We start from the raw sequence: 19,501 nt of genomic DNA on the forward strand, positions 1-19,501 counted from the left end.
TGCTAAGTCGGCGTTCAAGACCTAACGCGTAGCCAAGCTAATACTCGAACGCGGCGGAAGAATACCCTCGTTGGTCGGCGCCGGCCCTTTGCGTTGCGATCATTGTTTCACTTCAAGGGGCAAACCGGCCACCATCAGGATAACCTGCTCGACAGCGGCAGCCACAGCCTGGTTCAATCGACCAGCCTTGTCGCGAAAGCGCCGCGCTAAAGCATTATCGGGCACGATTCCAAGGCCCACCTCGTTTGCAACCAAAGCAATCGGGCGCGGACAGACGATGACCGCTTCGACAAGTTCCGATACTGGCGGATGCTTCTCCGCAAGGATCCAGTTCGACAGCCACAATGTCAGGCAATCAATGAGGATCGCATCGGAATTAGCGCCCGCGTCCGCGATAGAGCCCACCAAATCCATCGGCGCTTCCACCGTATGCCACGCGTCGCCGCGATCCGCGCGATGTTGGGCGATGCGCTGCGCCATTTCCTTGTCCAGAGCCTGCGCCGTCGCAATATAGGCAAGGCGGCCGCCATGCCCTGCGACCCAATTTTCGGCAAAGCGACTCTTGCCCGAACGCGCGCCGCCCAAGACCAACAGCGTACTCATGCCCTGCACCCTGCCAACGCAACCAGCCCGTCGATGTCGAGCGCCTTTTCCAGCACTACAGCAATATCGTCCAGTGCGGCATCAACGCGCACGCCATGCTCTGCTCCGTGCGACCCCGCGCCAATCCGCCCCAGCAGGGCGCTGCGCAACGCACCGGATGATAGTAGGCCGTGGCAATAGGTGCCGATCACCAGCCCGTCGGCACTTTGCGCGCCATCGGGCCGGGCCCCGTTCAACATGGAGAAGGGCCGCGCATGATCCGCCCCGCTAGTGCGGCCCATATGGATTTCATAGCCCATAAACCCGGCGCCCCATGCCGCGCCGCTAACCTGCGCGACCTGCTTATTGCCCGCCAACACCGTTTCCACGTCCAGCATGCCCAGCCCGTCCACTTCGTCAACCAACCCCTCGATCCCCAGCGGATCGCGGATCGCCCGGCCCAGCATCTGGTAACCGCCGCATATCCCCAGAACCGCCCCGCCGCGCCGGTGATGCGCGATGATGTCGATATCCCAGCCCTGATCGCGCAGGAACCGCAAGTCCGCGATGGTGGCCTTCGATCCCGGCAGCACGACCAGATCGCAAACGGGGATGTGGCTGCCCGGCGGCACCATAATCAGCTCAACCTCCGGTTCGGCCTTCAACGGGTCGAGATCGTCGAAATTGGCAATTCGCGGCAAGATCGGACAGGCAATACGTTTGCGCCCCGCCGCGCCCGCTCCGGCCCGTTCCAGCACGACCGCATCCTCGCTGGGCAAATAATGTGCTCTGGCCAGCCACGGCACCACGCCGAACCCGCGCCAGTCCGTCAGCCGTTCTATGGCAGCATAGCCGTCGGCGAAAAGCGCCGGATCGCCGCGGAACTTGTTAACGATGAAGCCGCGGATCATCGCCGCATCGTCGGGGTCGATCACCGCCTTTGTGCCTGCCAATGCCGCGATCACTCCGCCCCGGTCGATATCGCCCACCAGCACCACGGGAACGCCGGCTTGCCGCGCAAAGCCCATATTGGCGATGTCGCCCGCGCGAAGGTTGATTTCCGCGGGCGATCCTGCCCCTTCGACCACCACCATTTCGCAGCGGGCGCACAGGCGGGCATAGCTTTCCATCACCTCGTCCAACAAAGCACCGCGTGCTTGCCGGAAGGTGGACGAACCCAGCGTGCCGCGCAAGCGCCCGTGTACCACCACTTGGGATGTGCGATCCGCTTGCGGCTTTAGCAAAACGGGGTTCATGTCGGTGTGCAGTTCCGCACGGGCGGCCAGCGCCTGTGTTGCCTGTGCGCGTCCGATCTCTCCGCCATCGGGGGTGACGGCGGCATTGTTCGACATGTTCTGCGGCTTGAACGGCAGCACGTTCATGCCGCGATTGGCCAGCGCGCGGCAAAGACCCGCCACCAGGACCGATTTCCCGACGTCCGAACCGGTTCCCTGCAACATCAGCCCAGCCAAGCCCAACCTCCTGCCAGCAGCCCAGCAAACGCAGTCAACCAAACAAGCGCGCAGGCCCTTATGAAAATGCCGATGGCCTTGCGCAGATCGGCGGGCCCCGCGTCCCGCCCCGCGCCGATGGCCGGTTTCGCATGCATCGCCCCGTCATAGGCGATCGGCCCCGCCAGCCATACGCCCAGCGCGCCCGCCATCGACGCTTCGGGCCATCCGGCATTGGGAGAGGCGTGTTTCGCGTGGTCGCGCCACATGGTCTGCCAACCGCCCGATCCGGCAAGGCAGATCAGCACGCCCGCGATCCGCGCAGGTATGAAATTGGCAATATCGTCTGCGCGCGCCGCAAAACGCCCGAAATCGCGCCACGGTTCTTCCCGGTGCCCGATCAGGCTGTCGGCCGTGCTGATCGCCTTGAACGCCCAGACGCCGGGCAGCCCCAGCAGCATCAACCAGAACAAGGGCGCGATCACCCCGTCGCAAAAGCTTTCGGCAAGGCTTTCGATGGCCGCGCGCGATACGCCGCCCTCGTCCAGATCGCCGGTGTCACGCCCCACGATCATCCCGACCGCGTGCCGCGCCTGCGGCAAATCGCCAGCGTTCAGCGCCGCCAGCACCGGTCTTGCATGATCGAACAGGCTGCGCTGCGCAATCGCCGGATAGGCAAGCAAGGCGATCGCCGGCCAGCCGTCCGGGTCCAGAACATGCCGCACCGCTGATTCCGCCGCCCAGCCCGCTGCGACGGCAAAGCCTGCCGCCAGCGCCACGGTCATCGCCCCGCCCGCTTGTCGCTGCCGAACGCCGCGATGGGGCCGGTTCCACCGTTCCGCGCCCCATTCGATGATGCGGGCAAAGGCGCCGACCGGATGGCCTACCCGGCGATAAAGCCGCTCCGGCCATCCGAATGCTGCATCCAGCGCAAGGGCCACTAGGCCGATCGGCTCATCCATCGGCCAATGCCTTGTCGAAGCGTTCCAGCGCCGCATCATCGGGCGGCAAGCCGATCCGCAGCCAGCTTGCGTTATCTGCGAATGGCCGGGTCAGGATCCGGCAGCGGGCAAGACGGCCGAACAGCGCCACCGCCCGCCCGCTATCGATGAGGCGGAACAGGGGCGATCCGCCCATCGGTGCAAACCCATTTCGTTGCAGCACGGCATCCAGCGCAGCGGCGCGCCTGGGCAGGGCGGCGCGCGTGGCGGCAATCCAGTGCCTGTCGCGATAGGCGCGCGTCCCGACCTCGATCGCGGCGGCGGATAATGGCCAGTCGCCCAGCAGGCCGCGCAAGGCCGCGATCAGTTCCGGCGGCGCGATGGCAAAGCCCAGACGCACGCCCGCAAGCCCGAAGAACTTGCCGAACGATCGCATCACGACAAGGCGGCGCCCTTCCGCCACATCGCCCGCCATGCCGGCGCGCGGCAAGGGATCGGCAAAGGCCTCGTCTACCACCAGCCACCCGCCAGCCGCTTCCTGCTGCGCCAGCCATTGGCGCAGGATCGGGACCGGCAGAATGCGCCCGTCAGGATTGTTGGGATTGGCGATCACCAATGCCGCTCTCTCTCCCGCAGGATCGGCAGCAGCCGGACGGCTATTCGCGAAAATCGCGCCATGGGTGCGGTAGCACGGCGGCATGAACCGCCCCGGCAGGTCGATCAGCCTGCCCAGCAGGCGAAGCCCGATCTCGCTTCCCGGTACGGCGCAGCATAAGGCAGGCTCAACGCCGAAATGCGCTGCTGCCGCTTCTTCAAGCGCCCGCAGGGCCGATGGTGCGGGCAAGGCCTGCCAGTCGAACCGCAACCGCGCGGCACCGGGCCATGGATAGGGATTGATGCCGGTGGACAGGTCCAGCCAATCGGACCCGCTACCAAAACGCGCCCTCGCCTCGTCCAGCCTGCCGCCGTGCCAGTGGAACGCCCCGGTCACGACAGGGTCACCCATGCCAGCAAAAGCGCCGTTTCGGTCGTCTCGATCCCCGCGCCATGGCTGTCGCCCGAGATGCCGCCCAGACGCGACCGGACCCAGGGGCCCCACAGCCAGATCACTGGCACCGCCATGGCCAATGCTGGCACGAAGCACGCCATAATCGCGCCCAAAACCGCCCAGATGGCAACATCACGCCAGCGCGTCGCTGCCGCAAAGCGCGATCCCAACCCTTCATGCAGGGGCGGCAGGATCAGCGTCCAGACCAGCGGTCCGATCCGAGCCGCGCAGGCAATCGCAGGCAAGACCCAGTCCCCGTCCCGCTGCGCCAGCAGGAAGAGCAGCACCAGCTTTGCCGCGATCTGCAGCGCAATAACGACGACTCCGAAACTGCCGATATGCGGGTCGGCCAGCACCTCGGACACGCGGCCCGGATCGCGGTGCCCCGCCCCCGCCGCATCGGCCACATCGCCCAGACCGTCCAGATGCAGCGCGCCGGTAATCGCCGCCCACGCGCCCACGCCCAGCAAAGCCCCGACCCACGGATCGGTCAGGGCGCCCAGCCACACGCCCGCCCACACCGCCGCGCCCACCACCAGCCCTGCCAGCGGAAACCAGCGCATGGCGGCGGCAAAATCCGCCGCATCTGCACGAACTTGCGGCAAGGGCAGGCGCGTCATGAATTGCAGGGCAAGGATTACCGGCTTCACGGCTTCAGCCCCGTGATCTGGCCGGTCAGCCCGCCATCGGGCCAGACACGCATGCATATCACCGCGCCATAAGGCAGGTCGAATGCCCACACCCCGCGATGGTCCAGACCCGTCAGCACCGACACCGCCGCCCGGATGGAACCTGCGTGGGCGACGACGATTGCCGGTCCGCTCAACGCGAAAAGCGCGGCGCGCACCCGTTTGCGCAGCGTGCTCCAGCTCTCGCCGCCGGGCGGTGGATGCCGGTCGGGATCGGCCCAGAAGCGCTGCAAATCCTGTTCGGGCAGCGCAGCGGGATCGCAGCCGTCCCACGCACCGAAATCAAGCTCGCGCCACCGCAGGTCCAGCCAAAGCGGCAGGTCGCGGGCCTCGCCGATGGCGCTTGCGCCATCGGCGGCGCGGCGCAGGTCTGATGCGACGATCCGGTCCGCCGCGATGGATTGCGCCTGCGCGATCAGCCGGTCATGCCCGCCGGGCACCGCGGGTTCGTCGCTATGCCCCAGCATCAACCCGCTACGGACCGGCGGTCCGTGCCGCATCAGGTAAAGATCGAACGACCTCACGGCGAACCTGCGACGGTAGCTTCTTCGAATGTCGCCATTCCACCGTGCGCCGCCAGCGCCGAGCGGACAATCTGCGCCGCCACCGCCGCGCCCGAGCCTTCTCCCAAACGCATGTCCAGCGCCAGCAGGGGGTCGAAGCCCAGCGCATCCAACAATCGCCCGTGTGCGCCTTCGCCCGAACGGTGGGCGGCAAGGCAATGCCCGGTGATAGCGGGCGCAAAGCGCGCCATCGGCGCCATCGCGGCGCAAGCGATAAAACCGTCGATCAGCACCGGAATGCGCCGGTGTCGCGCCGCCAGCATCGCGCCCGACATGGCTGCAATCTCGCGCCCGCCGAGCCGACGCAGGGTTTCAAACGCGGTGCCGCAATCATCGCGATGCCGCGCCAGCGCATCGTCCACCACCTGCCGCTTGCGTACCAGCGCGGCGGCATCGATGCCCGTGCCCTTGCCAACCCAATCAGCCGCATTGCCGCCAAAGCTGGCCGCGCACAGCGCCGCCGCAGGGGTCGTATTGCCGATCCCCATCTCTCCGGGCAGGAAAAGCTGGCAATCGTCGGGCAAAGATGCCGCGCCAGCGTTCAACGCGGCAAGGCAGTCCGCCTCGCTCATCGCTGGGCCACGCGCGATATCGCCGGTGGGCCGGTTCAGATCCAGCGCCACCACCGCCAGCGACGCGCCGCAGGCCCGCGCCAGCGCATTGATCGCCGCGCCGCCATCGTGGAAATTCGCCACCATTTGCGCAGTTACCTCGGTGGGAAACGCGCTAACCCGGCGCGCGGCGCAGCCGTGGTTTCCGGCGAAGACAACGGCCGCGATCCGATCGACGGTCGGGCAAACGCTGCCCTGCCAGCCCGCCATGAACAGCGCGATATCCTCTAACCGGCCAAGCGAACCTGCAGGCTTGGTCAATTGCGCCTGCCGCGCCGCAGCGGCGTCGCGCGCGGCAGCATCGGGCATGGGCAAATCGCGCAAGGCAGCGTTAAACTCAGCGGGAGTGGCAAAGCGGATCATGCCACCACGCTCCCTTCGGGCGGGATCCGGACGATGAAATGGCCCTTAACTCCGTCGGGCCAATCGGCATAGCGAACCTGCCCGTGCTCGCTGGCGCCATGATGCACGGCATAGTCCAGCACGGCGCGTGCACTGGCATCATCAGGGGTGAAATCGCCCAGAACATAGCCGATCTTGCCCGCCGCGCGGATATGCACCGCACAGTGGCGCGAGCAGGAAAAGAGGCAGGGCATTTCCTCGACGGCAATGTCCGCATAGCGCGGCTCGGCCCGTTGCAGATCGCGCATGGCCCCTGCCAGCAGCGCGCCGCCGCGCCGCCCTTCATCGTCCTCGCGCCGGTCGGGTGACAGGCGGCAGGTGCTGCACACCACGACCGAGGGGCCGCTACTGGCAGGGCGCAGCATCAGAAACGCGCCCTTGCGCCGACATAGGCGCTGCGTCCCAATGTGCCGTATCCGTTGGCGGTGGCGTAATCGCTGTCGAACAGGTTCTCGACCCGCCCATATAGCGACAGCTCGGCACCCACCGGCACCTCTGCACGCAGATCGGTCAGCAGATAATCGTCCAGCATGACTCCGCCCGCGCGGTCGCGGCTTTCACCCGAATAGCGCAGAGCGATACTGGCCGAATAGCCGTCCTCCGCCTCATAGCCGAACGATCCGTTCGCCAGATAGCGCGGCACACGCGGCAATTGCTGGCCATAGGTCGTACCGGCGCTGCGATCCTCGGCATCGATCCAGCTGAAATTGCCGCGCGCGAACCAGCCCCCGAATTGCGCCGAACCGGCCAGCTCCACGCCGCGCGCACGGCTTTCGTCGATATTCGCGTAATAGCCGAACCGCTCGACACCGGTGCCGGGAATATAACATTCGCCGGGCAGCGTGCCGGTGGTGGGGCAATAGGCAAAGTCGATCAAATTATCGCTGTCCCTTTCGAAATAGGTGGCAGACAGGGAAACGCGCCGGTCCAGCAGATATTGCTCCACGCCCGCTTCCCAGCCCTTGGCATGTTCGGGCTGCAGATCCGCCGATCCGTATTGGGTGAACAGCTGATAGAGCGACGGCGCCTTGAACCCCTCGGAATATCGGGCGCGCAATATGGTGCCGCCATCCCACGGGACGAAGCTGCCGCCCGCGCTGAACACGGTATTGCCGCCGAAACGCGAATGGTCGTCGTGGCGAACCCCGCCCTCCAGCGTCATCCCCGCCGTGGGTGAAACGCGGGCATGCACATAGACACTGTCGATATCCGCCTCGGCCCGCGTGGTAGTGAAGGGCAATGTATTATTGCCCGGCGATGCGGTGCGCATGCGCTGTTCCTCACGCTCGCCACCGAATGCAAATTGCACCGCGTCCGATAGGGCGAAGCCGCCTTGATATTCGTACCGGCGACCACGGCCCTGCGCGTCGAATGTCTGGCTGCGCACCGAACGGTCGGGGTCGAAATTATCGCGGTCCGTGCGGCTTTCCATCACCGCCAGCCGGTTGGTGAACCGCCCGTCCAGCAGCGCTGCATTCACACCCGCATAGGCTGTCCACGCCTGTGTCAGCCCATAAGCGCGACTGTCACCGGCAAACCCATCGAAATCATTACGTCCGTCGGCGTAGTAGCCGCGCAGGTTCAGCGACAGTACCGACGCGATCCGCGCCGTCAGCGTGCCGCTGGCGGACTGGCGGCGATAGCCGTCCCGCTCGGTGCCGTTGCTGCGCGCCGATATGCCGTCAGTAGTAAATGTGCTGCCAGCGATCCGCCAGTCGATCGCCTTGCCGCTGCCGCCCACGCCTGCCCGCGCGTTCAGCGTATTGCGCGATCCGCCTTCGAGCGTGAGGCGCCCTTCCAGCGGATCGGAGGGGCTGGCCGTGACCACATTGACCACCCCGCCAATTGCATGGCTGCCCCACAGGATCGATTGCGGCCCACGCAAAATCTCAATCCGTTCGATATCGTCGGCGAACAAATTGCCGAAATCTGCCCCGCCATCGGTGGTGGATGCATCGGACAGGCGCATGCCGTCGATCACCAGCACGCTTTGCCCCGCATCGGCGCCGCGTATGCGCAGCGATGTCGCCGCCCCATAGCCGCCATTGCGCGACATGCTGATGCCGGGCGTACGGACCAGAATATCGGTGACCGCGACGGGCTGCTCCGTCTCGATCTCTTCAAGGTCGAGAATGGTAACAGACGACGATACGCGGTCGCTGTCGACCGGAGTACGCAAGGCGGAAACGACGATTTCGCCTGCCGCGTCATTGGCCTCGGCGACGGTGTAAAGAGAGCAACCTATAACGAGCGCCGGCAGGAACGCATATTTGAATTCGGGCATGGACAATCCCCACAAGTGACAAGATGCCACGCGCGGATCGCAGCGGGGGAACGACTGCGGCGTGAACACACACAGACCGTCCCGTCCGGCACGCGCCGCACGAGGCAGTTTCTGTCGTTTCACGAGGGATTTCCCCGTTCGGCCGGCACACCCTGTCCGGACGAAGAACGACAGCGTCAGGCAGGTCTCCTGGCTTGCGGGTCGATGCCGGTCCGGCCGCCTTCTCGGGACGATGATTGCCCCAATGGCATGATGGCCGATGGCTCTCCGCTTACAGTTGCAGGGGCAGCCGCGGTCTTGAACCGCGTTCCCTTTTGATCCCCTTGCGGGGAACCTGTCGCTGGCGAGGCGGATAATGGCCCATGAACCATATGGCAAGCCGCTTGTGACCAGATGGTGACTTGCAGAGGCGGCGCATGCTCCCTATCGGCAAGAATGTAACGGGTGCCCGCGAGGGCTTAATCGGGAAGTCCGGCAAGCAGGATTCTACATCTGCGAATCCGGCACTGCTCCCGCAACTGTGACCGGTGAGCGTTCTGCCACAAGCCATTGGAAGGATTGTTTCCTTCCGAGAAGGCGGCGGAAATGCGTTGACCCGGTAAGTCAGGAAACCGGCCCGTTGCCGTCGTTCTTCGCCCGGGCGGGATGTACCGGTCGAACGAGGGCCCAATCCCTTGGTGGACGACACTTGTGTGTGCGTTGAGAAAGGGAGGGCCGCGTCATTCGGCACTCGCAGATCATTTCGGCTGCCGCGGCCCTGCGCCGCGCCTGTTCCGTCGTCTTACGCGGCGGGCAACGCATCGTTGAACCCTATGGAGGAGATCAATGATGACCGCCGTTCCAATCGCTGCAAAGCGCCTGAATATCCGGCAATTCGATGCCGTTCTTTTCGCCGTGTTGGCTGTAGTGATGCTGGCCACGCGCCCGCATTCGCTGTCCGACTATATCCACCTTCCCGAAACCAGCCTCGCCAGCTTTTTCGTGGCGGGATTTTACATCCGCCCGCGCCTTGCCTTTCTCGCGCTTTTCGCGCTGGGTTTCGCGATCGATGTGGTCACAATCTACGTGATGGGCGGTTCGGGGTTCTGCTTTACCATCGCATACTGGATGCTGCTGCCAGCCTATGGCGCGATGTGGCTCGCGGGCCGGTATGGCGCGGCGCGCTTGGGTATGAAGCCGGCGACCCTCCCTGCCTTGATCGCGGTGCTGTGCGGCGCGACTTTCGTATCGAACCTGTTTAGCAGCGGCGGATTCTATGCGTTCAGTGGGTATTTCCCCGATGCCTCGGTGTCCGGGTTCCTGCCTCGCATCGAACGCTATTTTCCCGGCACGCTGGCCGCGACGCTCAGCTGGGCGGGCATGGCGGCGATCGTCCACATAGCGGCGGAGCGGCTGACCGGACGCATCCTGCCGGACAGCAGCCGGTGAGCGGCAGCGACAAGGACGCCATCAATGCCCGCCACCGCGAACGCACGCGCAAGCACAAGGCGGCGGTCGATAAAAGGATCGCCGCTGCCACGCAGGACAAGGGCCTACTGCTGGTGATTACCGGCAATGGGAAGGGCAAGTCGTCCTCCGCCTTTGGCATGGTGGCGCGCACATTGGGCTATGGCCACAAGGCAGCGGTGTTCCAGTTCATCAAGGGCAAGGAGGAAGTGGGCGAACGCGCCTTTTTCGCGCGCGACCCGAACATGCGCTGGGAACGCTGCGGCGAAGGCTTCACATGGGAAACGCAGGAACGCGACCGCGACATCGCCGCCGCCCGCGCCGGATGGAAAAAGGCGAAGGAAGCGCTGGCCGATCGGTCCATCCACCTCGTCGTGCTGGACGAGCTGACCTATCTCGTCACTTATCGCTATCTCTCCGTGGAAGAGATCATGCCCGCCATCCATGCGCGCCCGCCGATGCAGCATGTGGTGATTACCGGCCGCGCCGCGCATGACACTTTTATCGAAGCCGCCGATACGGTGAGCGCAATCCGCGATGTGAAACATGCCTTCCGCGCCGGTATCCGAGCGCAGCCGGGCATCGATTTGTGAGCGCAGCGGCGCATTGCCCTGCCCTGCTGGTCGCCGCGCCGGCTTCGGGGCAAGGCAAGACGAGCATTACTGCCGCTCTCGCCCGCCGTCACCGCGATGCGGGGCGGCGGGTGCGGGTTTTCAAATGCGGGCCCGATTTCCTCGACCCAATGATCCTTGAACGCGCCAGCGGCCATCCTGTTCACCAGCTCGACCTGTTCATGGTGGGCGAGGACCATTGCCGCCGCCTGCTGTACGATGCCGCGCAGGACGCCGACATCATTCTTGTCGAAGGGGTGATGGGGCTTTTCGACGGCGATCCGTCCAGCGCAGACATCGCTGCGCACTTCGGCCTGTCGGTGCTGGCAGTCATCGACGGATCGGCCATGGCGCAAAGTTTTGGCGCGCTGGTCCACGGACTGGCTAGTTACCGGCAGGAAGTTGCGGTCGACGGTGTGATCGCCAACCGCATTGCGGGTGACCGCCATGCCGATATGCTGCGCGAAAGCGTGAAGCCGCCCGTCCGATGGCTCGGTGCTTTGCCGCGCGACACCACATTTGCATTGCCCCAACGCTATCTCGGCCTGTTAATGGCGGCAGAGATCCCGGATCTGGACTCGCGCATCTCCGCCTGCTCCGCCGCCTTGCCCGACGATGCGCTGGCCCTGCCGCCTCCGGTCGCGTTCCCTGCGCCTGCGCCGAGCCCTCTGCCACCCATGCTGCAAGGGAGGCGCATCGCCATTGCCCGCGATGCGTGCTTTGCGTTCATCTATGCCGATAATCTGGCCGTTCTGCGAGAAATGGGCGCGGAATTGCGCTTTTTCTCTCCCCTTGCGGGAGAGGATCTGCCCGAATGTGACGCGCTGTGGTTGCCGGGCGGCTATCCAGAGTTGCATGCGGAAGTGTTGGCTGCCGACCGTCAGTGGCAGCGGAGTATCCGGCGCCATCACGCAATGGGCAAGGCCCTGCTGGCCGAATGCGGCGGTATGATGGTCTGTTCGGAGCAGTTGGAAACGGCGGACGGTCCTTTTCCAATGCTGGGGCTGCTGCCTGCGCAGGTGATCATACAGGACCGACTGGGAGGGCTCGGTTTGCAGGAAGTCGATCTGCGAACAGGTGTATTGCGCGGCCATAGCTTTCATTATTCGCGGATCGAAACCGATCTGATACCGCTCAGCCGGTCACGCAATCCAAACGGCGGCAGGGATGAGGCCGTGTTCAGTTGCGGTTCCCTGCTGGCCAGCTATGTGCATTTCTATTTCCGGTCCGCTCCGGAAGCTACAGCAATGCTTTTCTCGGCCCGACAGTAATTCCGCGTTCTAAATGGGATAGCTGCAGTGATGCTGAGCGGCGATCCGTTTGACAACATGAATGAGTGTCCGCTCACAAGAAGCGGAAATTAACTCGTGCATGACCGCTATGTCGAAGGATTTCGGGCGCTTAAGCGTACGAAATCCTAACATGCAGGAACCCGCGGGCCGCATGCGCTGCGCTATGGGGAATTGTGTTTTGGAATGGTCTGGCTCGCGGGCCGCATCGCCCATTGGCCGTGCCGGCGCCGCCTTGGCGAGCGCTGTCGCGCCGATAATAGCGCTCCGGACATGGTCATCTCCCGACACCGGACGGCGTAGCCATAGCTGCAGCCGTGGATGGCGCGAACGGTACTGTTGGCCGGTACGGGCAAGAGGCGGCCAATCTGCAGGATAAGCCATGCCCGGTCATGGCGCGTGGCTCCGGGTAAGCGCGACGATTTGGGGCGGCGCGCGCGGTTGCTGCCGACGGACGAAGGTCTCGATGACGATCATATGGCCGCCACAGCAGGGGCATGGCGGGCGATGGTCAGCTGGCTCTACGTTGTCGGACGGCGGCGGTTCGGGCGCGACGTGAAGCAAGGCGCGGGCCCGGGCGATGGCATCCTTGCGGGCGGAGCCGGCGAGCAAGCCGTAATGGCGGATGCGATGGAACTCGCGAGGCAGGACATGGAGCAGGAAGCGGCGGATGAACTCGTCGGTAGGAAGCGTCATGACTCGCTGCCGTTCGGGCCCGTCGCGGCGATAATCTTTGTACCGCAGCGTGACCCCGCGGTCGTCGAAGGCGACGAGACGCCGGTTCGAGATCGCCACGCGGTGGGTGTAGCGCGAGCGATAGGCAAGCACCGCCTGCGGTCCGGCAAACGGGGGCTTGGCATAGACGACCCAGCGCTTCTTCCGCACCGGCGCGATATGACGCAGGAATGCGCGCCTCTGCTCCAGCGCGGCCATGTTGCCGGCGAAGAACAACCGGCCGGCATCGTACAATGCCAGTAGTCCGGTGAGAAAGAGGCGGCGGAACAGCGCGCCGAGCACGCGCACCCGTAGAAGAAACGAGGGGCGCGAGGATATCCAGCGGGTCCCATCGAGCGCGATGCCGCCGCCGGGCACGATCATGTGGACGTGCGGATGGTGGGTCATGGCCGAGCCCGATGTGTGGAGCACAGCGGTGATGCCGATGCGGGCGCCCAGGTGCTTCGGATCTGCCGCGATCGTCAGCATCGTCTGCGCCGCCGCCTTGAACAGCAGTTCATAGAGCAGCGACTTGTTCTGGAAGGCGATGGCGGCAATCTCGGCAGGCAGCGTGAACACGACGTGGAAGTAACCGACGGGCAGCAGGGCGGCCTCGCGTTCGGCCAGCCAAACGCGCGCCGCGGCACCCTGGCACTTGGGGCAATGCCGGTTGCGGCCGGAATTGTAGGCAACGCGCCAATGGCCGCAGTCCTCGCAGGCCTCGACATGACCACCCAGCGCGGCGGTGCGGCAGTTCTCGATCGCCGTCATGACCTTGAGCTGCATCAGGCCGAGATGCCCGTCGTGCGCGGCACGATAGGCCAGGCCTGCGCTTCGGAAGATTTGGGCGACCTCGAGGCCGGCGTGCACCGGCTCAGCCGGGCGGCGATGCCGCTCGTTCCTTGCCCTCCATCAGCGCGATGATCCGGTCGAGCGGGCTGGTCACCGCCTGGATCGTCTTGGTCGAGACCTTGGTGTAGATCGCGGTCGTGTCGATCTTGGCATGGCCGAGCAGGACCTAAATCACGCGAATATCGACATCCTGCTCGAGCAAATGCGTGGCGAAACTATGCCGCAGCGTATGCGGGCTGATGCGTCGCTTGATACCGGCCACCTCGGCGGCTTCCTGCACAGCGCGGTGCAACTGCCGGGCCGAGATGGGATCGGTGTAGCTGCGCCCCGGGAACAGCCAGCCATGCGGAAACATGACGCCGCGTCGCTTGCCCTCGCGCCACCATATCCGCAGCAGTTCGAGCTGCGGCGGCGAAAGCATGGCATTGCGATCGCGCCCGCCCTTGCCGTTCTCGACGCGGATTAACATCCGCTGGCTGTCGATATCGTCGATCTTGAGGTGTGCGACCTCCGAGACCCGCAGGCCCGGCATGCACGAAGCACGCCGCGGTGCTGATGGACGCCTGCCCGGACTGCGATGCGCCTTACCAGCCTCACCGCTTAGGCTTCCGCCATTGCGACGCGTGCGGCCTCGATCTCGCCGCTGTTTCCGCGTCCATCGCCGATCCGAGCGCGCTCGCCTTGCAGGCGCACAACGAAGCAGTGCTGGACGGACGCGCGGTGGCCTGGCCCCATCTGCACGGGACGCACCCGGTCGCCTTCTTCGCCATCCAGCTGGCGATCTTCCGGGCGATCGCCGCGAAGAACTGGGGCGAGCGCGTCCGCGCGGCCCTGCATCCGTCGGTCGGAGAGATCGACCTCGATTACCGGACCGCGAACCCCAGTATCCGCTCCATGACCGTCAGCGCCGCGCACGGCGTGATGCGCGGCGTCAGCCGGCTGCTGCGGGGATGGCCGTTCGGTCTCGTCGGTCCGTGCGGCGAGGCGCGCGCCTGGGCGAGCTGGATCGTGCCAGAGGAGCCGGGTGTCCAGACGCCCTTCGCGCTGCGACGCGTACTCGACACCTATCTGCGCCCCGGCTCCTCGAACGCGCGCTAGAAGTTCCGCTCGGCCGACAGGAGCAGTTCGGCGCGCGCCGGGATCACCTGCGCCAGTGTCCTCGCGTCCCAGACGGTCTTCTTGTGGGCGACGGTGTCGATCCGCGTGTCGAGAAAGTCGGCGCGCGGGAACGTGCCCGACGGATCGTCGCCGCGCCGCCGACCGACCCGATCGCACACGCTGCGCAGGGCCCGGCCGAGAAAGCTCAGCCCGTCGTCGCGGTCGAGCTGCGCGACGAGACCCATGGCGAAGGCTTCGCTCGCATCGTTCCTCAAAATCTCGATGGCCCAGACGGTGCCGTGATCGAAGGCGAGTGGCACGGCGGCCGCGAAGCGGGTGAGACCCTTTGCATCGGGAGCGGCGAACCCGCCCCACGAAGGAGGCAGACGGTAGAGCACCTCTTCGCCGCGTCCGAGATCGTATTCCGGAAGGCTCGTCGCCGAGCGATGCTCGGTCATGTAGTAGCCCGCGAGGAAGAACTCGCGCATCAGCAGCGGTACATCGTCGAGCTTCGCGATCCGCGCTTCGAGGCCCGGCGCGTCGCTCGCGGCGAGGAACCGCGTCTGCAGGCTCGGCCGTTCGAAGACGACGGTCTCGACCGGCCCGCTCTCCACCTGCGGGACGGTGCCGCCGGGTTCGGGCGGACCGGACGACACGATCGGCGTTACGAACTCGAGTCGATCCTTGCGAGGATCGAACCTCGACAGTCGGCTATGGCCGTCCGCGGCGGGGACAGTTTGCCGATCGAAGCGCATGGGAAGCTTGGCGAACTCGGGAAACAGCCGCCCGAAATCGCCGTCCAGACGGCCGAGGCGAACGGTGCGCTTGTCCGCCGGGTAGCGTTTGCCCGCGAGGCTCTTCTGCGAAACGATGGATCGCAGCAAGAGCGTATCGAGGAGAACGCTGACGCCCGAGCATATGAACCGGAACTGCTCGCCGTGGGCCACGCCGAGGGGGTGTGGGGCGTCTATCTGGTCGATGAACACCTTCTCGGTTTGCCGGATCGACAGGTCCAAGGGTTTGGCGTGCTTCCGCGGACTGACGAGGGTCCGGCGCTCGATGTCCCAGATTTCGACTTCATCGCCCAGAAGAAACGTCCTGCGGGATCGTCGGCGACCGCGGTTGCGCAGGATCGTCGCTCTACCCGGGCCGAACAATGTGCCGATCGGGAACATCGCGAAATCCGACAGCGGTACGTGAAGCGAGGATTCGACGGCGCCTGCCGCCGTAATGCTCCGGAGCAGACATTTTGCTTCGAGAAGATGTTCGAAAGCCGGCGACGTGCGGAAGTTCTGATACGCGGCGAGGTAGTGGATGCCGGGTTCGCGCTGCAGCTGAATGAAGCTCATCCGATCGGGGACGTGGGCGCGCACTCACCGCTCGATGCCGTTCCGACCTCGGGCAAGGTCACACCTGTGCGTGACAACACGCAGCGATGTCGGCGAGATGCGCCGCTGCCTAGGCGGCCCGTCGTTCTCCGTAGCGCGCGGACAATTCGACAAGTGCTTTGCCAAAGGGGTTGTAGATGCCCGCGAGCGACTTCCAGGCCGATCCCTTCACTCATTTCAGCCGCAATCATCCTTAACCGGGCATCATTATTGATACCCTAGTACGCGCCAAAAGCGGAGTCGAGAATCGCGACGAGTATGGAACTCGCTTGGCGGGCAGCCGTGAGCGCGTCGGCTTCCGTGGCCCCGACGCGAACCCACAGGAGTTGCCAAAATCGGCATCGGTGTTGACAGGCGGCAACTCCTCTCTTGAACGCGAGGGACCCACTCGAATGTTCGAACGATTGTTTCGTTCGATGTCCGATTAGCACATATAGCCTATCGCAGCTTTAGCTGATCGCTCATTTTGATGCCATGTAGGGCGCTCGCGCCGACTGGTATCCTAACCCGGGCCTACGATATCACCGAAACCAACCGCTGTAGCGGGACCGCGAAATCGATGGTCAGCCCATCGGAACGCCACGACCGCGTGAGGGTCGCCCCAATCCCTGTGAGCGCCGCCCGCTCGAGCGTCGAACCGAACCCTTCGCGGCGTTCCTTGCGTTTCGGCGAACGGGCATTCGTCTCGGCCCACGTCATCGTGAGGCGATCGTCTTGCATCGCCAGCTCGACCGACAAGCGCCCATCCGCCAGCGCCAGCGCTCCATGCTTGGCGGCGTTGGTGGCCAACTCATGTAGAAGCAGCGCGACCGAGGTGAGCGCGCTGCCCGAAAGCGGCGCATCGCAGCCGCCGATCGTGATGCGCGAGCCTGTGCTATCGTCATGCGGGGCCAGGATGGCCTCGAGCAGAGCGCGCAACGTGGTGCTGTTCTCGGCGCTGTCGCCGGCGGAGAGATCGGGCATCGTCAGTTCATGCGCGCGGGCCAAGGCCCGCAAGCGCGCAGCCAGATCGGCGGCCAGCGCCTCGCCTCCAGTGGTGCCGCGCGCGCTGAGCGCAACCAGCGCCGCGGTCAGACTGAACAGGTTCTTGATCCGGTGGTTCATCTCGCGCAGCAACAGCGATTGCTGCACACCAGCTTCCTTCTGGTCGCCGATGTTTCGAGCGATCTTCGACGCCCCCACGATCACGCCTGCTTCATTCCGAACAGGCGAGACCGTCACCGAAACATGCACGTCCTTACCGTCCTTACGCCGGCGTACCGTCTCGAAATGATCGATGCGCTGGCCTGAGCGTAACCGGCCGAGGATGTCATCTTCTTCGCTAAGCCGCTCTTCGGGAAAGAGCAGGGTGATCGGCTTGCCGATGCATTCGTTCGCGCTGTAGCCGAACAGGCGTTCGGCCCCGCCGTTCCAAGTTCTGATCACACCATCGAGCGTCTTGGACACGATCGCATCGTCGCAATCACCGACCACCGCCGCTAGCCAGGCATCGGCCTCGAACGCTATGCTCGGCACCATCGCGGCCTGCGGAACTTGCTTGTCACCGTCACCCGCATTCGTCTGGAGGGATTGCGTCACCTGGTTTCGACCCCTTGTCGCTCTCCGTCCGAGGACCGGGAAAAGCAGCATTACCCTGTCGTAAGCGCGGGGAGAATGCAAGATGAACCGGCTCGACCGGTCACCGCATCCAATCTAAAAAATTAGGGCTACTCCATGAAGATGGCTCAACACGGTCGCTTACCGGTGCTCCTTCAGACCCTCGCAGACCATAACGGCAAGCACCGTCTACACGATCAGGTTCCCCGCCGACGCGCACCTCTTGCTAGTAAGCCAGCAGCACGAAGGAAAACAACGTTTGGCTTCACTTGAGATTCGTTCGAGAAAATCTGCGTCTGCTGCACTGACTGAGCTTTGTCGATAGCCAATCGAACGACTGACAGCATTTGATAGACTGCGCTGTCGGGTTCGGCATCAATCTACCGAGCGAGAATTAGTTAGCTTCTGAGTCCCGGGCAACATCACTCATCAATTCCGCGTCTTCAAGGGGAGTGTCGCTATGCGGAATGACGGTCATCTTGCCATCGTTCTCGAGGATGACCCAGTTCGCATCCGTGAGCCGAGCGAAGCCTTGCTCGCGCAACACCGCGTAGATTTCGGCCTGCGAGATCCGTTCCTGCCGCATTGCCTCCTGTTTCATCCGTCCATTGTCGAGCAATAGGCGGGGGCGGGCCTTGATCAGTCTGCACACGATATCGCTGCGCAGGACGAACCACGTTACCAGCCATTGCAAAGCAAACAGGATGACGATCGAAAGCGCGGCATCAGCGATGCTCACGTCCTTAAGCAATATGCCCGAGGCAGCGAGACTGCCTACCGCTACCGTAACGATCCAGTCAAAATTGTTCATCTGCCCGGTGGTTCGTTTGCCCGCCAGGCGGGTCATCACGATGATGAGGAAGTAGAACACGACTGCGCTGATCGCCACGCTTTCGAGGCGATCGAGGCCATTGAACCAGGTGTCGATGGATTCGTTCATGATAATACCTTGCCACATCCTTCGCTGCCGAGCTTTCGAAATGATTTCTTCCGGCCTATGATCGGTGCCTACTTCTTGGTCTCGCCGACGGTGTCCGCCACGACCGCGCCACGCTCACCCATCGGCTCGGGAGCTCCCGTGGTCGTATCCTTGCAAGTCTGGTGCTCGATCTCGGAATCCAGTTCCGCGCCCAGAAGCACGATGTAGGCCGACAGCCACAACCAGGTCAGTAGGACGATGACACCACCCAGTGTGCCGTAGGTCTCGTTATAGCTGCTGAAATTGCGGACATAGAACGAAAAGCCGATCGAGCCTGCAATCCAGATCAGGATCGCCAACGATGAGCCCGGGGTGATCCAGCGCCACTTCGGATCGTCACGCGAGGGACCATAGCGATACAATACGGATAGTCCCCCCACCGCGATGACCGCCAGCACTAACCACCGCGCGTATGTCAGCACCGCTTCCCAATTCGCGGAGATGCCGATCGCATCGAGCAGGATCGGGACTCCGAGCATGAAACCGATCGCGACGAGAAGCGCGAGGATCAGCAATACGGTCAGGCTAAGCGCCACAAGATTGAGCCGGACGAACCCGCGATCCTCGTCCTCGTCGTAGGCGACGTTCATTCCTTCCATCAGCGTCTTCATGCCTTTCGACGCGCCATAGATCGCCAACAGGATGCTGAGCAGCGCCGCCCAACCCAGCGACGTGTCGGCCCCCGTCGCCACCTTTCGAGCTTGGGCCTGCAGAATGCGCGCCGCATCGGCGGGCAGTGCACCCGTCCAAGCCTCGATCTGGCCCTCGATTACCGCCGGGTCGACGACCAGGCCGGCTATCGAGATCGTCGCCGCGATCGCCGGAAAGGCCGCCAACAGGCCGAAGAAGGCAACGCCGGCGGACACCACGGACACATGATCGTCGCTCAGTTCGTCTTTGGTCCGCAACAGGATGTCCTTCCATCCCGACAAAGGGATGTGGGCAGGACGGGTCGCC

Annotated in this window: 18 protein-coding genes, 1 pseudogene and 2 riboswitches; of the genes and pseudogenes, 4 read left to right on the plus strand and 15 right to left on the minus strand. The window is 64.4% G+C overall.

The genetic code is table 11. From position 1 onward, the window contains the following. Positions 1-99: 99 nt before the first annotated feature. Genes cobU through A9D14_RS15245 form a run of 9 tightly spaced genes read right to left on the minus strand, consistent with a single transcriptional unit; the run spans position 100 to position 8,571 of the window. Entirely contained in the window at positions 100-603 is a 504-nt protein-coding gene (gene cobU, locus A9D14_RS15205) for a bifunctional adenosylcobinamide kinase/adenosylcobinamide-phosphate guanylyltransferase (protein WP_198302093.1), read from the minus strand. Continuing rightward, positions 600-2,054 carry a cobyric acid synthase gene (locus A9D14_RS15210; RefSeq protein WP_087910603.1) on the minus strand — a complete coding sequence of 485 codons (1,455 nt, stop codon included), beginning with the start codon at positions 2,052-2,054 and terminating at the stop codon, positions 600-602. The genes cobU and A9D14_RS15210 overlap by 4 nt, the downstream gene beginning before the upstream one ends. Next, complete coding sequence (gene cbiB / locus A9D14_RS15215; protein ID WP_066849818.1) at positions 2,042-2,995, minus strand: adenosylcobinamide-phosphate synthase CbiB; 954 nt, start codon at positions 2,993-2,995, stop codon at positions 2,042-2,044. The genes A9D14_RS15210 and cbiB overlap by 13 nt, the downstream gene beginning before the upstream one ends. Further along, complete coding sequence (locus A9D14_RS15220; protein ID WP_066849821.1) at positions 2,988-3,980, minus strand: aminotransferase class I/II-fold pyridoxal phosphate-dependent enzyme; 993 nt, start codon at positions 3,978-3,980, stop codon at positions 2,988-2,990. Before A9D14_RS15220 ends, cbiB begins: the two co-directional genes overlap by 8 nt. Beyond that, entirely contained in the window at positions 3,962-4,672 is a 711-nt protein-coding gene (gene cobS / locus A9D14_RS15225) for an adenosylcobinamide-GDP ribazoletransferase (protein WP_066849824.1), read from the minus strand. Before cobS ends, A9D14_RS15220 begins: the two co-directional genes overlap by 19 nt. Next, the gene (locus A9D14_RS15230; RefSeq protein ID WP_232469089.1) at positions 4,669-5,178 is read right to left on the minus strand and encodes a histidine phosphatase family protein; all 510 of its coding nucleotides are present in this window, start codon (positions 5,176-5,178) and stop codon (positions 4,669-4,671) included. Before A9D14_RS15230 ends, cobS begins: the two co-directional genes overlap by 4 nt. A 53-nt stretch (positions 5,179-5,231) precedes the next feature. Next, positions 5,232-6,248, minus strand: coding sequence for a nicotinate-nucleotide--dimethylbenzimidazole phosphoribosyltransferase (cobT, locus tag A9D14_RS15235; protein WP_066849830.1), 1,017 nt, complete (start codon positions 6,246-6,248; stop codon positions 5,232-5,234). Further along, positions 6,245-6,652: a DUF1636 domain-containing protein gene (locus A9D14_RS15240; RefSeq protein WP_066849832.1), complete on the minus strand. Its 408-nt coding sequence runs from the start codon at positions 6,650-6,652 to the stop codon at positions 6,245-6,247. The genes cobT and A9D14_RS15240 overlap by 4 nt, the downstream gene beginning before the upstream one ends. Continuing rightward, positions 6,652-8,571 (minus strand): TonB-dependent receptor plug domain-containing protein, encoded by a 1,920-nt coding sequence (locus A9D14_RS15245; RefSeq protein ID WP_066849835.1) that lies wholly within the window; start codon positions 8,569-8,571, stop codon positions 6,652-6,654. The genes A9D14_RS15240 and A9D14_RS15245 overlap by 1 nt, the downstream gene beginning before the upstream one ends. A gap of 162 nt (positions 8,572-8,733) precedes the next feature. Then, positions 8,734-8,924: riboswitch (cobalamin riboswitch) on the minus strand. Positions 8,925-8,996: 72 nt separating this feature from the next. Continuing rightward, positions 8,997-9,205, plus strand: a riboswitch (cobalamin riboswitch). A 194-nt stretch (positions 9,206-9,399) separates the two neighbouring features. On the opposite strand from A9D14_RS15245, the gene A9D14_RS15250 reads away from it, so the two are divergent. From A9D14_RS15250 to A9D14_RS15260, 3 genes are read left to right on the plus strand one after another with little or no spacing between them, the layout of a single operon-like run. Beyond that, positions 9,400-9,999 (plus strand): hypothetical protein, encoded by a 600-nt coding sequence (locus A9D14_RS15250; RefSeq protein ID WP_066850663.1) that lies wholly within the window; start codon positions 9,400-9,402, stop codon positions 9,997-9,999. Then, positions 9,996-10,610, plus strand: a complete 615-nt coding sequence (cobO, locus tag A9D14_RS15255; RefSeq protein ID WP_066849837.1) for a cob(I)yrinic acid a,c-diamide adenosyltransferase — start codon at positions 9,996-9,998, stop codon at positions 10,608-10,610. The genes A9D14_RS15250 and cobO overlap by 4 nt, the downstream gene beginning before the upstream one ends. Further along, positions 10,607-11,899 carry a cobyrinate a,c-diamide synthase gene (locus tag A9D14_RS15260; RefSeq protein ID WP_066849839.1) on the plus strand — a complete coding sequence of 431 codons (1,293 nt, stop codon included), beginning with the start codon at positions 10,607-10,609 and terminating at the stop codon, positions 11,897-11,899. The genes cobO and A9D14_RS15260 overlap by 4 nt, the downstream gene beginning before the upstream one ends. Before the next feature lie 408 nt (positions 11,900-12,307). Here A9D14_RS15260 and A9D14_RS15265 read toward each other — a convergent pair whose 3' ends face one another. Next, positions 12,308-13,501 (minus strand): IS91 family transposase, encoded by a 1,194-nt coding sequence (locus A9D14_RS15265; protein ID WP_066849842.1) that lies wholly within the window; start codon positions 13,499-13,501, stop codon positions 12,308-12,310. Positions 13,502-13,505: 4 nt separating this feature from the next. Continuing rightward, a pseudogene (locus tag A9D14_RS15270) lies at positions 13,506-14,012 on the minus strand (tyrosine-type recombinase/integrase); the annotation flags it as partial. A 20-nt stretch (positions 14,013-14,032) separates the two neighbouring features. On the opposite strand from A9D14_RS15270, the gene A9D14_RS15275 reads away from it, so the two are divergent. Next, a complete protein-coding gene (locus tag A9D14_RS15275) occupies positions 14,033-14,581 on the plus strand; it encodes a hypothetical protein (RefSeq protein ID WP_157668263.1) in 549 nt (182 codons plus the stop codon). Here the strand turns inward: A9D14_RS15275 and A9D14_RS15280 are convergent. From A9D14_RS15280 to A9D14_RS15295, 4 genes are all read right to left on the minus strand, one after another. Next, positions 14,578-15,954, minus strand: coding sequence for a hypothetical protein (locus A9D14_RS15280; protein ID WP_157668264.1), 1,377 nt, complete (start codon positions 15,952-15,954; stop codon positions 14,578-14,580). The two genes, A9D14_RS15275 and A9D14_RS15280, sit on opposite strands and share 4 nt — an antisense overlap. Before the next feature lie 528 nt (positions 15,955-16,482). Next, a complete protein-coding gene (locus A9D14_RS15285; protein ID WP_232469091.1) occupies positions 16,483-17,547 on the minus strand; it encodes a sensor histidine kinase in 1,065 nt (354 codons plus the stop codon). A gap of 412 nt (positions 17,548-17,959) precedes the next feature. Beyond that, entirely contained in the window at positions 17,960-18,505 is a 546-nt protein-coding gene (locus tag A9D14_RS15290; protein WP_066850664.1) for a DUF421 domain-containing protein, read from the minus strand. A 68-nt stretch (positions 18,506-18,573) separates the two neighbouring features. Then, the gene (locus A9D14_RS15295) at positions 18,574-19,452 is read right to left on the minus strand and encodes a YihY/virulence factor BrkB family protein (protein WP_232469094.1); all 879 of its coding nucleotides are present in this window, start codon (positions 19,450-19,452) and stop codon (positions 18,574-18,576) included. Positions 19,453-19,501 lie beyond the last annotated feature (49 nt).

It is taken from the genome of Croceicoccus marinus (genome assembly GCF_001661675.2).
In the GTDB taxonomy this organism is placed as follows: domain Bacteria; phylum Pseudomonadota; class Alphaproteobacteria; order Sphingomonadales; family Sphingomonadaceae; genus Croceicoccus; species Croceicoccus marinus.

Coding starts and splice junctions, on each gene's coding strand:
- cobU (WP_198302093.1), bottom strand. CDS start 603: ATGAGTACGCTGTTGGTCTTGGGCGGCGCGCGTTCGGGCAAGAGTCGC.
- cbiB (WP_066849818.1), bottom strand. CDS start 2,995: ATGGATGAGCCGATCGGCCTAGTGGCCCTTGCGCTGGATGCAGCATTC.
- A9D14_RS15220 (WP_066849821.1), bottom strand. CDS start 3,980: ATGGGTGACCCTGTCGTGACCGGGGCGTTCCACTGGCACGGCGGCAGG.
- A9D14_RS15230 (WP_232469089.1), bottom strand. CDS start 5,178: ATGCTGGGGCATAGCGACGAACCCGCGGTGCCCGGCGGGCATGACCGG.
- cobT (WP_066849830.1), bottom strand. CDS start 6,248: ATGATCCGCTTTGCCACTCCCGCTGAGTTTAACGCTGCCTTGCGCGAT.
- A9D14_RS15240 (WP_066849832.1), bottom strand. CDS start 6,652: ATGCTGCGCCCTGCCAGTAGCGGCCCCTCGGTCGTGGTGTGCAGCACC.
- A9D14_RS15245 (WP_066849835.1), bottom strand. CDS start 8,571: ATGCCCGAATTCAAATATGCGTTCCTGCCGGCGCTCGTTATAGGTTGC.
- A9D14_RS15250 (WP_066850663.1), top strand. CDS start 9,400: ATGACCGCCGTTCCAATCGCTGCAAAGCGCCTGAATATCCGGCAATTC.
- A9D14_RS15290 (WP_066850664.1), bottom strand. CDS start 18,505: ATGAACGAATCCATCGACACCTGGTTCAATGGCCTCGATCGCCTCGAA.